Below are 13,397 nucleotides of genomic sequence, written 5' to 3' on the forward strand. Positions count from 1 at the left end.
AAACCTCGCAAACTCGGAGACATACCCTCAATTCCACGGATTGCTGTTTCGCCACTGCGGGGACTGTCTTGTATTTATTTGAAAACCTTAAAGAAATAGCCAATTCCTACCTGCCTTCCGAGCAGGTCGAGAAGCTCAGGCAAGCCTATGTGGTGGCCCGTGATGCTCACCAGGGACAGATGCGTTCCAGTGGCGAGCCCTACATCACCCACCCCGTTGCCGTGGCCCGGATCCTGGGCGACATGCGCCTCGACCACGAAACCCTGATGGCCGCAGTGCTGCACGACGTCATCGAAGACACCCCGGTGACCAAAGACGATCTGGCCGAGCTGTTTGGCAATGCCGTTGCCGAGCTGGTGTCTGGCGTCTCCAAGCTCGACAAGCTGAAGTTTCGCGATCGCAAGGAAGCCCAGGCCGAAAACTTCCGCAAGATGATGATGGCCATGACCCAGGACATCCGGGTCATCCTGATCAAGCTCGCCGACCGCACCCACAACATGCGTACCCTGGGTTCCTTGCGGCCGGACAAGCGCCGCCGCATCGCCCGCGAGACGCTGGAAATCTTCGCCCCCATCGCCAACCGCCTCGGCATCCATACCATGAAGAACGAGCTGGAAGAGCTCGGCTTCGAGGCGCTCTATCCCATGCGCTCCCGGGTGCTGCGGGAATCGGTGCGCCGTGCCCGTGGCAACAGACGGGAGATCATCGACTCCATCGAGAGCGAGATTGAAGGCCGGTTGCGAGAAGCCGGCATCGAGGCTCAGGTGAGTGGGCGCGAGAAGAATTTATTCTCCATTTACAACAAAATGGAGAAGAAAGAACTGCAATTCCACGAAGTAATGGATATCTACGCCTTTCGAGTGAGGGTGAAGGACATAGATACCTGCTACCGGGTGCTGGGTCAGATGCACAGCCTCTACAAGCCGCGTCCCGGCCGCTTCAAGGACTACATCGCCATCCCCAAGAGCAACGGCTACCAGTCGCTGCACACCTCGCTGGTGGGACCGCACGGGGTGCCGGTCGAGGTGCAGATCCGCACCGAGTTCATGGATCAGATGGCCGACAAGGGGGTTGCCGCCCACTGGGCCTACAAGCAGGAAGGCGACAGCTCCGGCACCACCGCCCAGATCCGCGCCCAGCGCTGGATGCAGAGCCTGCTGGAGCTACAACAGAGCGCCGGCAGCTCGTTCGAATTCATTGAAGGGGTCAAGACCGACCTGTTCCCGGACGAGATCTACGTGTTCACTCCGGAAGGCCGCATCATGGAGCTGCCCGCCGGCGCCACCCCGGTAGACTTCGCCTACGCGGTGCACACCGACATCGGCCACGCCTGCGTCGGCTCCCGGGTCGACCGCCACCCCTACCCGCTGAGCAGCCCGCTGCACTCCGGTCAGACGGTGGAGATCATCACGGCCCCCGGCGCTCGTCCGAACGCGGCCTGGCTCAACTTCGTGGTGACCACCAAGGCCCGCTCCAAGATCCGCCAGTTCCTGAAAAACCTGCGCACCGAAGAGTCGGTGGTGCTGGGTCGCCGCCTGCTCAACCATGCGCTGGGTGCCAAGAACATCGAAGACATTCCCGAGCCGCGCATCAAGCAGGTGCTGGCCGACACCAAGCATGAAAATCTGCAGGGCCTGCTGGCCGACGTGGGCCTTGGCAACGCCATGAGCGTCATGGTGGCGCGCCGCATGCTGGGGGACGAACTACCGCCGGAGGAGCAACCCAAGTCCACTGGCAAGAAGATGCCGATCAAGGGGGCTGACGGCATGCTGGTCACCTTCGCCAACTGCTGCCGCCCGATCCCGGGAGACGCCATCATCGCCCACATCAGTCCGGGCAAGGGATTGGTGATCCACCAGGAATCCTGCCGCAACATCAAGGGCTACAACCGCGAACCGGACAAGTACCTGCCGGTGCAGTGGGAGGTGGACAAGGAGCAGGAGCAGGAATTCCGCACCGGCATCAGCATCGAGATCATCAACCATCAAGGGGCGCTGGCGGAGCTGGCCAACGTGATTGCCGCCACCGGCGCCAACATTCACGCCATCAGCACCGAGGAGAAGGATGGCCGGGTCTATCTGGTCACCCTGCTCATCACCACCAAGAGCCGTATTCACCTTGCCAACATCATGCGCAAGATCCGGGTGATGCCTAACGTACTCAGGGTGAGCCGGCAGAAGAACTGAACACAGGCGGCGCAAGCCGCCTGTTGCTTTATGGAGACCATCCATGGCCCCCGAGCGCGTTGACCGCCTCTCTGCCATGCTGGCCAAGGGTCATGCCAACGTGCCCGAGCCTCACTGTATAGATACCGATATGACACCTGAACGCTTTAAACGAATTTCCGACATGCTGGCCATGCGCCAGCTCGACCTGACCGTCTGCATGGAAGAGGTTCACAAGCCTCACAACCTGGCCGCCATAGTGCGCACCGCCGATGCCATCGGCATCCATCGGGTGCATGCGGTCTGGCCCAAGACTTCCATTCATCCCCGCAAGGGCACCGCCCGTGGCAGCCAGAACTGGGTGGATGTGAAGCTGCACCCGGACATAAGCACCGCGGTCAGCGAGCTGAAAACCAGCGGCATGCAGATCCTGGCGACCCACCTCTCGGAGAGCTCGGTGGACTTTCGTGCCATCGACTACACCTGGCCCACCGCCATTCTGGTGGGCCAGGAGAAGCACGGCATAGGGGAAGAGGCACTGGCATTGGCCGATCATCATATCGTCATCCCCATGGTGGGCATGGTGCAGTCCCTCAACGTCTCGGTGGCCGCCGCCGCCATCCTGTACGAGGCCCAGCGCCAGCGCGAGCTGGCCGGCTGCTATCAACGTGGTTGCCCCCTCAGCCTCGATGAGCAGAACAGCATACTGTTCGAGGGGGGTTACCCCATCTATGCCCAGCTCTGCAAAGAAAAAGAGATGCCCTACCCCCAGCTCGGTCCGGCCGGTGAGATCCTGGCGGACGATGCCTGGTGGCAGCAGATGCAGCTGACCCGCAAGGGCTGGGCCGCGCAACAGGAAGACGTTCTGGATAGGGAGCATCCATCCGATGAAATTTAACCGCCTGCCCTTGCTGGCACTGACCCTGTTTTCTGCCGGAGTCCTCGCCGTGGACAATCCCTATCACCTCACCACAGAAGCCGAAGTCCCCGCCCTTCATCAGCAGACCCTGCCCGATTTCTGGCGCGATCATGCCGTCGAAGGGGAGTTCAAGGGCAAGGACGGCGTCAGCATCCGCTACGCCACCCTGCGTCAGGCCAAGGTGGACAGAGCCATCCTCATCGTCAATGGCCGGGTAGAGAGTTACCTCAAGTATCAGGAGCTGGCCTGGGATCTGTGGCGCCAGGGCTACAGCCTCTACCTCATCGATCACCGTGGCCAGGGGCTGTCCGGCCGCATGCTGGCGGATCCCGAGAAGGGCTATGTCGCCGCGTTCGACGACTATGTAGTGGATCTGAAGCAGTTCCACGACGAGGTGGTCACCCGGGATAAACCCGCCAAGCTGTTCCTGCTGGCTCACTCCATGGGTGGCGCCATCTCGGCGCGCTATCTGGAGCGCTGGCCGGATGACATCAAGGCGGCGGTGCTCTCCTCCCCCATGCTGGGCATCAACCTGGGTGGCCTACCCAAGTGGCTGGCCAAGGGCTTGGCTGCCAGCATGGATACGGTCGGCAGCTGGTGGGGCGAGCCGCCCTACGGACCCGGCCAGGGGGGTTATGTCTCCCACGAATTCGCCGACAACGGCCTGAGCCACAGCGAGCCACGCTATCAGGCGTTTCGCCAGCTCTATGAACAGCAGCCGCAGATCAAGCTGGGCGGGGTGACCGCCCACTGGATCCGCGAGGGCATCGCCGCCGGTGATGCCGCCATCGCCGAGGCAGACAAGATCAAGACCCCGCTGCTGCTGATACAGGCGGGGAGCGACGGTATCGTCGACAATGCGGCCCAGGACGCGTTCTGCGCCAGAGCAAGTTGTGAGGGCGGCAAGCCGCTGCGGATCGAGGGGGGCTGGCACGAGCTGTTCGTCGAGGCGGATGCCCAGCGCATCCCGGCACTGACCGCGACGCTGGCGTTCTTCGCCCGCTTCTAGTCCTGCCAGCACTGGCTATTTTTTGGATCCCTAAATAAATGGGGTGAGGCAAAACGCTGGGGTACACTGCCCCGGCATTCCATTCATGCCGAGGTAATGATGTTCAAGGTAGTTGTATCCGATCTCGATGGCACCCTGCTCAACAAGCAGCACCAGATCTCCCCCCGCACCCGTGACACCCTGCACCGCCTGGTCGATCAGGGGATCAAGTTCGTGGTGGCCACCGGTCGCCATCATGTGGACGTGCGCGGTATCCGCGATGCGCTCGGACTCGATATCTATCTCATCACCTCCAACGGCGCCGTGGTGCACGACAAGCAGGATCAGCTGATCTTCAACCAGGCGTTGCCGGGTGCGGTCGCGGCCGAGTTGATCGCGCTGGAGCGCGATCCCTCCATCCACCTCAACGTCTACTACGGCGATGAGTGGCTGGTGGAGGAAGAGATGCCCAAGATGCTGCAATTCCACGAAGAGTCCGGCTTTGCCTACCGCCTGACTGACTTGTCCACCCACCCGATGGACAAGATCAACAAGGTGTTTTACATCGGCGAACACGAGAAGCTGCTCGAGATCGAGACTCGCCTCAACCAGCAATATGGTGATCGGCTCAACGTTACCTTCTCCCTGCCAGACTGCCTCGAGGTGATGCATGGCGGTGTGCACAAAGGCAACGCCGTGCGCGCCGTGCTGGAGCAGAATGGGCTGGAGATGTCCCAGGCGGTCGCCTTCGGTGATGGCATGAACGACTTCGAAATGCTGAGCATGGTGGGCCGCGGAGTGGTGATGGGCAACGCCCATGACCGCCTCAAGTTGGCCCTGCCCGAACATGAGCAGACTCTGAGTTCAGACGAGGATGGGGTTGCCGTCTATCTGGAGCGGCTGTTTGCCCACAGCGTCCGCTGATCCCGTTCATCTGCTCGCCAGAAATGCAAAAGGGTGGTCGAAAGACCACCCTTTTTACATCCCTTCAGGCAGAACAGCGCACCTGCCACGCCCTTCTCACCAAGCGAGGTTCGGCAGTGCCAGTCGATCCAGCAGGCTGGCGGCGGGCTGCCACTCGAAACTCTGGTTGGCGCCGCCGTAGCACTCCGCCAGTCGCAGCGGAGTGCCGGGCTGGTGCCGGCGCCCGGCCACATCCAGGCACAGGGAGACTTGCCGGTTGAACAGGCGATCGGCCTGCCATTGCCATTGATGGCTGTCATCCCGGCAATCCGCCATGACGAGCTCGTCGCCGCCCCTGGCGATCAAGCAATGCTCCGACAACTGCAATGCACCAGCATCCCACTCGAACTGCTGACGAGGGCTTCGATCACAGGGCTGAGTCAGCAGACCGCCCTGCTCGCTCAAGGCCACACAGAAGCCGCCATCGGTCACCAGGGCCGCCGCCGAGGGGGTCGTCGATTTGGGAGCCACGCCCAGCAACAACTTCTCCGGCTTGGGTTGCAACGCACAACCGCCGAGGGTCATGACCACCAGCGCCAGAGTGCAGGCTTGAAAGAGCATAGGATGATGGAACATGTAACCTTGCGCCTGAAAGGGTTCGATGATGCCCACTGGTCGTGAGTCCGGCCCCCAGCATAACGAACTAGCGGCAGGCAGGCGCCAACAAAAATGTAAACAGGCGTGACAGGCACGGGGAGGCAGAGAAGCGGAAAAGCAAAAACCCCGCCGAAGCGGGGTTTTCAAATGTGGTCGGTGATAAAGGATTCGAACCTTTGACCCTCTGGTCCCAAACCAGATGCGCTACCGGGCTGCGCTAATCACCGATGGGGTACTGCTTTTTTTCAACTTTCGAGACAACCAATGGTCATCTTCGTCACACAGCAAGTATGGTGCGAAGAGAGGGACTCGAACCCTCACACCCGGGGGGCACTAACACCTGAAGCTAGCGCGTCTACCAATTCCGCCACCTTCGCATACCTAACAAGCTGCCAAACAACTGTAAAATGGGGTGGCTGATGGGGCTCGAACCCACGACAACCGGAATCACAATCCGGGACTCTACCAACTGAGCTACAGCCACCACAGCTGTTTTCGTTCCACAACACGCCCGCTTAACTGGCGCACGTTTGATGGTGCGCCCGACAGGATTCGAACCTGTGACCTCTGCCTCCGGAGGGCAGCGCTCTATCCAGCTGAGCTACGGGCGCTACGCTGTCGAACGGGGCGCATTATTGATGATGGCGCCCACCTTGTCCACTCTTTTTTTATCACAATGAATCAAGCGGTTGTTTTTGAATCTATTTGTTCAGTTTTGTATCTCTTCTTCGCGCTTTCGGCCAGAATCGTCCTCACTCGGCCCACTTCTCTGCCCTCATCTGGCGGTGAACTCATTCTCATCCTTGACTTGCCTTCTTCTCCACCTAGAATGAATGAACGTTCATTCATTGTGTTCTGAGAGTCATGGATAAAAAAGAGCGCATTTTCGAGGCGGCGCGCGAAATCCTCGGCGAGCAGGGCTTCTATGGTCTCTCCGTTGCGGCGGTCGCCAAGCAGGCCAGGGTGGCTGCCGGTACCATCTACCGCTACTTCAGCGACAAGGATGATCTGATCCGCCAACTTTATCTGCACACTATTCTGAAGTGTCATCCGCTGGTCATGGAAGGTGTGCAGATAGAAGAGGTGTCCTATCGGCAGTACCGCCGCCTGTGGCTCAACATCGATGCCATCTTTACCAATTACCCCAACGCCCTCAAATGTAAAGTGCAGTACGAAAGTTCTCCATTGGGGGCTGAATTGGAACGGGATCCGGTCATAATGGCAACCTGGGCGCCACTTGAGCTCTTCTTCGAGCGGGGACGCCAGCAAGGGCTGTTTATCGATTTACCCGTCCTGGTACTGCAAGCACTGAGTCTGGATTGCGTAGCCAACCTGGCACAACAACGCCGGGTTCACGATTTTGTATTGACGCAAGAACAGCTGGAGACGGTGATCCGGGCCAGCTGGAATGCCATTTTAAACCCTCATTTTTCCACCACAGGAGCCTGTTCATGAAAAAGTGGATGGCCATCATGTTGCTGATAGCACTCGCCCTGTTTGGCAGTGTCATCGGTTTCAATATGTTCAAGCAGAAGAAGATTGCAGAGTTCATGGCCAATCGCCCAGAGCCCGAGTTCCCGGTTACCGCCATGGTGACCAAGGCGCAAGATTGGGTTCCAACCATAGATGCCATCGGCTTCATCGAGCCCAAGCAAGGGGTCACCCTCTCCAGTGAACTGGCGGGCACCATCGACGTCATCAGCTTCGAGTCAGGCAACCCGGTCAAGGCGGATCAATTGCTGCTGAGCCTGGACTCCAGCGTGGAAAAAGCCAATCTAAGATCCTCCCAGGCCAGGCTGCCAGCGGCCAGGGCCAAGTTCGAGCGTTATCAGAACCTGTACCAGAAGAACTCCATCTCCCGGGATCAGCTGGATGACGCCGAAGCCAGCTACCGCTCGCTGGAGGCGGACATCGAGAGTCTGAAGGCCACCATCACCCGTCGTGAAGTGCGCGCGCCCTTCGGTGGCGTGGTCGGTCTGCGCAACGTCTTCCTCGGCCAATACCTGGAGCCGGGTACCGAGATCGTGCGGCTGGAAGACACTAGCGTGATGCGCCTGCGCTTCACCGTGCCCCAGACCGACATCTCCAAGATTGCCTTGCACCAGACCATCAAGATCAACGTGGATGCCTATCCCCAGGTTCAGTTTGATGGCCGCATCACCGCCATCGAGCCGGCCGTCAACTACCAGAGCGGTCTGATCCAGGTGCAAGCCGACATCCCGAACAACGACGGCCAGCTCCGCTCCGGCATGTTTGCCCGTGCCAGCATCATACTGCCCACGGTGAAGGATCAGATCGTGATCCCGCAATCCGCCATCTCCTTCACCCTGTACGGGCAGAACGTCTACGTCATCCACGAAGCCGACGGCGTGAAACGTGCCAAGCAGGTGGTGGTCAAGGCGGGTGAGCGTCGTGGCAATGACGTCCATGTGCTGTCGGGCCTCAAGGCCGGCGATGAAATCGTGCTGTCGGGTCAGGTTCGCCTGAGCAACGATACCAAGGTGCGCATCGTCGAAAATGATGCCCTTGCCGTTCCGGCACAAACCCCGATGCTGTAAGCGCGGAGATCTGTGATGCGATTTACTGACATATTTATAAAAAGGCCCGTGCTGGCGATCTCGCTCAGCTTCCTGATAGCCCTGCTGGGCTTCCAGGCCATCTTCAAGATGCAGGTACGGGAATACCCTGAGGTCATCAACACGGTGATCACGGTCAACACCAGCTACTACGGTGCCAGTTCCGACCTGATCCAGGGCTTCATCACCCAACCGCTTGAACAGGCGGTCGCGCAAGCCGACAACATCGACTTCATGACCTCCTCCAGCCAGCTGGGCAGCTCCACCGTCACCGCGTACATGAAGCTGAACACCGACCCCAATGCCGCGCTGTCCGACATCCTGGCCAAGGTCAACTCGGTACGCTCCCAGTTGCCCAAGGAGGCGGAAGACCCTTCCGTCACCTCCTCCACCGGTTCGACCACGGCGGTGCTCTACATGGGCTTTACCAGCCCTGAGCTCAACTCCAGCCAGATCACCGACTACCTGGAGCGGGTCATCAAGCCCCAGCTGTTCACCGTGGGCGGGGTCTCCAAGATCGACATCTACGGCGGGGTCGAGTTTGCCCTGCGGGTGTGGTTGGATCCGGCCAAAATGGCGGCCTTCGACCTGACCTCCAGCGACGTGATGACGGTGCTCAACAGCAACAACTATCAGTCAGCAACGGGCCAGGCGACCGGCTACTTCACCCTGTTCAACGGCAATGCCGAGACTCAGGTCAGCGATACGGGTGAACTCAAGCGGCTGGTGGTGGCAACGCGCAATGGTCAGGTGATCCGTCTCTCCGACATCGCCAAGGTGTCGCTGGAGAAGAGCCACGACATCTACCGTGCCAGCGCCAACGGCAAAGAAGCCGTGGTCCTTGCCGTCAACGCGGCACCGACCGCCAACCCCATCACCATCGCCCACGATGTGATGGAGCTGCTGCCAAGCCTGAAGAGCAACATGCCGAGCACGCTGCAGACCAACGTGCTGTATGACTCCACCATCGCCATCAACGAGTCCATCCACGAGGTTATCAAGACCATACTGGAGGCGGCCGCCATCGTACTGGTGGTGATCACCCTGTTCCTCGGCTCGTTCCGGGCGGTCATCATCCCCATCATCACCATACCGCTGAGCCTCATCGGCGTGGTGATGATGATGGACCTGTTCGGCTTCTCCATAAACCTGATGACCCTGCTGGCCATGGTGCTGGCGATCGGTCTGGTGGTGGATGACGCCATCGTGGTGCTGGAGAACGTTGACCGTCACATCAAGGAGGGGGAGGAACCATTCAGGGCGGCCATCATCGGCACCCGCGAGATCGCCGTGCCGGTCATCGCCATGACGGTCACCCTGGCCGCGGTGTACGCGCCCATCGCCCTGATGGGGGGCATTACCGGCTCTCTGTTCAAGGAGTTCGCGCTGACCCTGGCGGGGGCGGTCTTCGTCTCTGGCATCATAGCCCTGACCCTGTCGCCCATGATGTGCGCCAAGATGCTCAAGGCCAATGAACAGCCGAACAAGTTCGAGAGCACGGTGCACCACCTGCTGGATCGGATGACGGATCGCTATGACCGCATGCTGCACGCCGTGATGCAAAAACGCATCGTGGTGGTGCTGTTCGCCGTCATCGTATTCGGCAGCCTGCCGCTGCTGTTCAAGTTCATCCCGAGCGAACTGGCGCCGTCGGAAGACAAGGGGGTCATGGCCGTGCTGGGGACGGCGCCGTCCAATGCCAACCTGGACTACATCGAAAACACCATGGCGGACGTGAACAAGATCCTGGATAAGCAGCCCGAGATCGCTTACGCCCAGGTCTTCTCCGGGGTGTTCAACGCCAACCAGGCCTTCGGTATCGCCTCCATGGTGCCCTGGAGCGAGCGTGAGGCGAGCCAGAAAGAGGTGCTGGATCGGGTAGCCGGTCTGGTGACGGACATCCCCGGGATGGCCATCACCACCTTCCAGTTCCCGGAACTGCCGGGTGCCTCGAGTGGCCTGCCCATTCAGTTCGTCATCACCACCCCGAACAGCTTCGAGAGTCTGTTCCTGATCGCCGGCGAGATGCTGACGGCCACCCAGGCCAACGGCCAGTTCGTCTATTCGGATCTCGATCTGAACTACGACTCCGCCACCATGAAGATCAAGATCGACAAGGACAAGGCGGGTGCCTACGGCATCACCATGCAGGACATCGGCACCACCATGGGCACCATGATGGCGGATGGCTACGTCAACCGGATCGATCTGGATGGTCGCTCCTACGAGGTGATCCCGCAGGTGGAGCGTAAATTCCGTATGAACCCTGAATCCATGAAGGGCTATTACGTACGCGCCGCCGATGGCAAGTCGATCCCCCTCGGCAGCCTGATCAACATTGAAGTGGAGGGAGAGCCTCGCGCCCTGCCCCACTTCAACCAGCTGAACTCCGCAACCATAGGCGCCGTCCCGGCACCGGGTGTCGCCATGGGTGATGCGATCAACTGGTTCAAGGCCACCGCCGAAGAGAAGCTGCCGCAGGGCTACCGCTACGACTTCATGGGGGAAGCCCGCCAGTTCGTGACCGAAGGCAACGCCCTGTACGCCACCTTCGCCCTGGCCCTTGCCATCATCTTCCTGGTGCTGGCGATCCAGTTCGAATCGGTGCGTGACCCCCTGGTGATCATGGTCTCGGTGCCGCTCGCCATCAGCGGTGCCTTGATCGCGCTGGCCTGGGGACTGGCCACCATGAACATCTACTCGCAGGTGGGTCTCATCACCCTCGTCGGTTTGATTACCAAGCACGGCATCCTGATCTGTGAGGTGGCGAAGGAGGAGCAGCTGCTGCACGGCCTGAACCGGATGCAGGCGGTAATGCAAGCTGCCAAGGTGCGACTGCGTCCGATCCTGATGACCACGGCGGCCATGATTGCGGGCCTCATCCCGCTGCTCTATGCCGCGGGTGCAGGTGCGGCCCAGCGCTTCAGCATAGGTATCGTCATAGTGGCCGGTCTGGCCATCGGTACCCTGTTCACCCTGTTCGTGCTGCCGGTGATCTACACCTACCTGGCCTCCGAGCACAAACCGCTGCCGGAATTCGATGAATCCATTCCGGCCAAGGCAAAAGGGAATCATTAATCCCTAGCGAGAACAAAGAAGGCCCCGAAAGGGGCCTTTTTTTATCCTTTTCATGACACACGACACAGATACATGAAGCAGTTACACTAAACCGCACTCAATCCAGACCGCAAGGATGCCATGTCAGGAATCTTCTCCAAGGCCATCGGCCTTAACGGACTGTCTTACCGTCTGCTCTCCTACATTCTGATATGCAGTACCGTATTGGCATTGATCATCACGGTGTTGCAGCTCGCCTGGGATTACAACAAGGATGTGACCGTCATCGAGGCGAGCATCGATCAGATCGAAGTCTCCTTCCTGCAACCCATCTCCGCCAGTTTGTGGAACCTGGACGAAGAACAGGTCAAGGTGCAGATCGAGGGCATCATGAACCTGCCCAACATGCAGTTCGTGATGGTCAAGGAGATGCTCGGCAACTCGGAAGTGCCGCTGCTGACCCAGGGCGTGGAAAAAGAACAATACGACATCTCCCGCGAATTCAGCCTCACCTATCAGGGAGAGATGGTCGGCAAGCTGTTTGTCGCTGCCTCGCTGGAGCAGATCTACCAGCGGTTGATCGAGAAATCCGTGCTGATCCTGGTCAGCCAGACCATCAAGACCCTGGTCGTCTCCTTCTGCATCCTGATCATCATCTACTATCTGGTGATCCGTCATATCAACCGCATCGTCAACTACGCCCAGAAATTGAACCTGGATCGGCTCGCGGTGGAGCTGACCCTGGAAGGCCGTACCCTGCCCCGCAAACACCCCGACGAATTCGATGCGCTGGCCGCGACCCTCAACCAGATGCGTACCCGCCTGAACGATGAATTCACCGCTCGTCATCAGGCGGCCGAACAGCTCCAGCAAGAGCGGGACTTCTCCGCCACCCTGATCAACTCGGCCAACATGGTCATCTGCTGCATGGAGCCGGATCTCAACATCGCCAGCATCAACCCTGCCGCCATCCTGCTCACCGGCTATCACCATGAGGAGCTGTTGCAGCACAACTGGCTGGATCTGTTCGTTAGCGAGGAGCAACGCACCGAGCTGGGCGCCCTCCTCGCCGAACAGGGTTCCCTCGAAGACAGGGAGATCATCATGCATGACCAGCAGGGCAACGAACTCGTCCTGCAGTGGACCTTCGCTCCCTTCTACGAAGGCCCGAACCTCAAGTATCTGATTGGCTTTGGTTATGACATCACCCGCCTGAAGAAGGTAGAGCGGGAGATCACCCTGTTCAACGAACAGCTGGAAGGCAAAGTGGACGAGCGAACCCGCCGTCTAAGCGATGCCAACGATCAACTGGCCAAGGCTTACGACGACCTGAAACAAGCCCAGCAGACCCTGGTGGAATCGGAGAAGATGGCTTCGCTGGGCTCACTGGTCGCCGGGGTGGCCCACGAGATCAACACCCCCATCGGCATCAGCGTGACCGCCTCCTCCTACCTGCAGGAGCAGGTATCCGACTTCAAGCAACACATCGAGGCCAAGCAGCTCTCACGCTCCTATCTGAATGAATTCACGGTCAATCTGGACGAATCCATGCAGTTGCTGCAGGGCAACCTGAGGCGCGCCTCCGAGCTGATCGCCAGCTTCAAGCAGGTGGCGGTGGATCAATCATCCGAGGCGCGATACAACTTCAGCCTGGCGGACAACCTGCACCAGGTGGTGGTATCGCTCGGCCACAAGCTCAAGAAGGCCCAGTGCGAGGTCGACATTCAATGCGATCCCAAGCTGACCCTCTACTCCTTCCCCGGCAGCTTCACCCAGATCTATTCCAATCTGCTCCTCAACTCCATCAACCACGGTTTCGATGGCTGGGACAGGCCCAAGAAGATCAGCATCCGGGTGGAACAGCAGGATAACGAGCTCGTCATCGACTACAGCGACAATGGCCGCGGCATCCCCCCGGAGATACTGCCGCGCATCTTCGATCCCTTCGTCACCTCCAAGCGGGGCCACGGCGGCAGCGGGCTCGGTACCCACATCATCTACAACCTGGTGGTGCAGCTGCTGCGCGGCCGCATCCACTGCGCCAGCGAACCCGGCCAGGGCGCCCAGTTCCATATCCGCCTGCCCATCCAGCAGAACTGAGCACCGGCTCTTGTGAGCCGGCGCCTTTGTCT

Annotated in this window: 9 protein-coding genes and 4 tRNA genes; 8 read left to right on the forward strand and 5 right to left on the reverse strand. The window is 59.8% G+C overall.

Annotated elements, in window-relative coordinates:
* Positions 1-68 precede the first annotated feature (68 nt).
* From spoT to ACZ9IL_RS17595, 4 genes are all read left to right on the forward strand, one after another.
* A complete protein-coding gene (gene spoT / locus ACZ9IL_RS17580) occupies positions 69-2,186 on the forward strand; it encodes a bifunctional GTP diphosphokinase/guanosine-3',5'-bis pyrophosphate 3'-pyrophosphohydrolase (RefSeq protein WP_476004629.1) in 2,118 nt (705 codons plus the stop codon).
* 130 nt (positions 2,187-2,316) lie between these two features.
* The gene (trmH, locus tag ACZ9IL_RS17585) at positions 2,317-3,063 is read left to right on the forward strand and encodes a tRNA (guanosine(18)-2'-O)-methyltransferase TrmH (RefSeq protein WP_476005374.1); all 747 of its coding nucleotides are present in this window, start codon (positions 2,317-2,319) and stop codon (positions 3,061-3,063) included.
* The gene (locus ACZ9IL_RS17590) at positions 3,053-4,093 is read left to right on the forward strand and encodes an alpha/beta fold hydrolase (RefSeq protein WP_476004630.1); all 1,041 of its coding nucleotides are present in this window, start codon (positions 3,053-3,055) and stop codon (positions 4,091-4,093) included. The genes trmH and ACZ9IL_RS17590 overlap by 11 nt, the downstream gene beginning before the upstream one ends.
* A 99-nt stretch (positions 4,094-4,192) precedes the next feature.
* A complete protein-coding gene (locus ACZ9IL_RS17595) occupies positions 4,193-4,996 on the forward strand; it encodes a Cof-type HAD-IIB family hydrolase (RefSeq protein ID WP_476004631.1) in 804 nt (267 codons plus the stop codon).
* A 96-nt stretch (positions 4,997-5,092) separates the two neighbouring features.
* Here the strand turns inward: ACZ9IL_RS17595 and ACZ9IL_RS17600 are convergent, their stop codons facing one another.
* The 5 genes from ACZ9IL_RS17600 to ACZ9IL_RS17620 all read right to left on the reverse strand — a co-directional run bounded on the left by ACZ9IL_RS17600 (position 5,093) and on the right by ACZ9IL_RS17620 (position 6,243).
* A complete protein-coding gene (locus ACZ9IL_RS17600) occupies positions 5,093-5,611 on the reverse strand; it encodes a ricin-type beta-trefoil lectin domain protein (RefSeq protein WP_476004632.1) in 519 nt (172 codons plus the stop codon).
* Between the two features lie 171 nt (positions 5,612-5,782).
* Positions 5,783-5,859, reverse strand: a tRNA-Pro gene (locus ACZ9IL_RS17605).
* Between the two features lie 64 nt (positions 5,860-5,923).
* Positions 5,924-6,009, reverse strand: a tRNA-Leu gene (locus ACZ9IL_RS17610).
* Between the two features lie 31 nt (positions 6,010-6,040).
* A tRNA-His gene (locus tag ACZ9IL_RS17615) sits at positions 6,041-6,116 on the reverse strand.
* A 50-nt stretch (positions 6,117-6,166) separates the two neighbouring features.
* Positions 6,167-6,243 (reverse strand) — tRNA-Arg (locus ACZ9IL_RS17620).
* Positions 6,244-6,496: 253 nt separating this feature from the next.
* On the opposite strand from ACZ9IL_RS17620, the gene ACZ9IL_RS17625 reads away from it, so the two are divergent.
* The 4 genes from ACZ9IL_RS17625 to ACZ9IL_RS17640 all read left to right on the forward strand — a co-directional run bounded on the left by ACZ9IL_RS17625 (position 6,497) and on the right by ACZ9IL_RS17640 (position 13,365).
* On the forward strand, positions 6,497-7,087 hold the full coding sequence (locus tag ACZ9IL_RS17625; RefSeq protein WP_476004633.1) for a TetR/AcrR family transcriptional regulator: 591 nt from the start codon (positions 6,497-6,499) through the stop codon (positions 7,085-7,087).
* Positions 7,084-8,190 (forward strand): efflux RND transporter periplasmic adaptor subunit, encoded by a 1,107-nt coding sequence (locus ACZ9IL_RS17630; protein ID WP_476004634.1) that lies wholly within the window; start codon positions 7,084-7,086, stop codon positions 8,188-8,190. Before ACZ9IL_RS17625 ends, ACZ9IL_RS17630 begins: the two co-directional genes overlap by 4 nt.
* 15 nt (positions 8,191-8,205) lie before the next feature.
* Complete coding sequence (locus ACZ9IL_RS17635; protein ID WP_476004635.1) at positions 8,206-11,286, forward strand: multidrug efflux RND transporter permease subunit; 3,081 nt, start codon at positions 8,206-8,208, stop codon at positions 11,284-11,286.
* A 120-nt stretch (positions 11,287-11,406) separates the two neighbouring features.
* Positions 11,407-13,365, forward strand: a complete 1,959-nt coding sequence (locus ACZ9IL_RS17640) for an ATP-binding protein (protein WP_476004636.1) — start codon at positions 11,407-11,409, stop codon at positions 13,363-13,365.
* Positions 13,366-13,397 lie beyond the last annotated feature (32 nt).

Source organism: Aeromonas sp. TECH754 (genome assembly GCF_056279295.1).

What these genes read in the sequence shown, in the direction of transcription:
- trmH (WP_476005374.1), top strand. Translation starts at nt 2,317, where the DNA reads ATGACACCTGAACGCTTTAAACGAATTTCCGACATGCTGGCCATGCGC.
- ACZ9IL_RS17590 (WP_476004630.1), top strand. Translation starts at nt 3,053, where the DNA reads ATGAAATTTAACCGCCTGCCCTTGCTGGCACTGACCCTGTTTTCTGCC.
- ACZ9IL_RS17595 (WP_476004631.1), top strand. Translation starts at nt 4,193, where the DNA reads ATGTTCAAGGTAGTTGTATCCGATCTCGATGGCACCCTGCTCAACAAG.
- ACZ9IL_RS17600 (WP_476004632.1), bottom strand. Translation starts at nt 5,611, where the DNA reads ATGTTCCATCATCCTATGCTCTTTCAAGCCTGCACTCTGGCGCTGGTG.
- ACZ9IL_RS17625 (WP_476004633.1), top strand. Translation starts at nt 6,497, where the DNA reads ATGGATAAAAAAGAGCGCATTTTCGAGGCGGCGCGCGAAATCCTCGGC.
- ACZ9IL_RS17630 (WP_476004634.1), top strand. Translation starts at nt 7,084, where the DNA reads ATGAAAAAGTGGATGGCCATCATGTTGCTGATAGCACTCGCCCTGTTT.
- ACZ9IL_RS17635 (WP_476004635.1), top strand. Translation starts at nt 8,206, where the DNA reads ATGCGATTTACTGACATATTTATAAAAAGGCCCGTGCTGGCGATCTCG.
- ACZ9IL_RS17640 (WP_476004636.1), top strand. Translation starts at nt 11,407, where the DNA reads ATGTCAGGAATCTTCTCCAAGGCCATCGGCCTTAACGGACTGTCTTAC.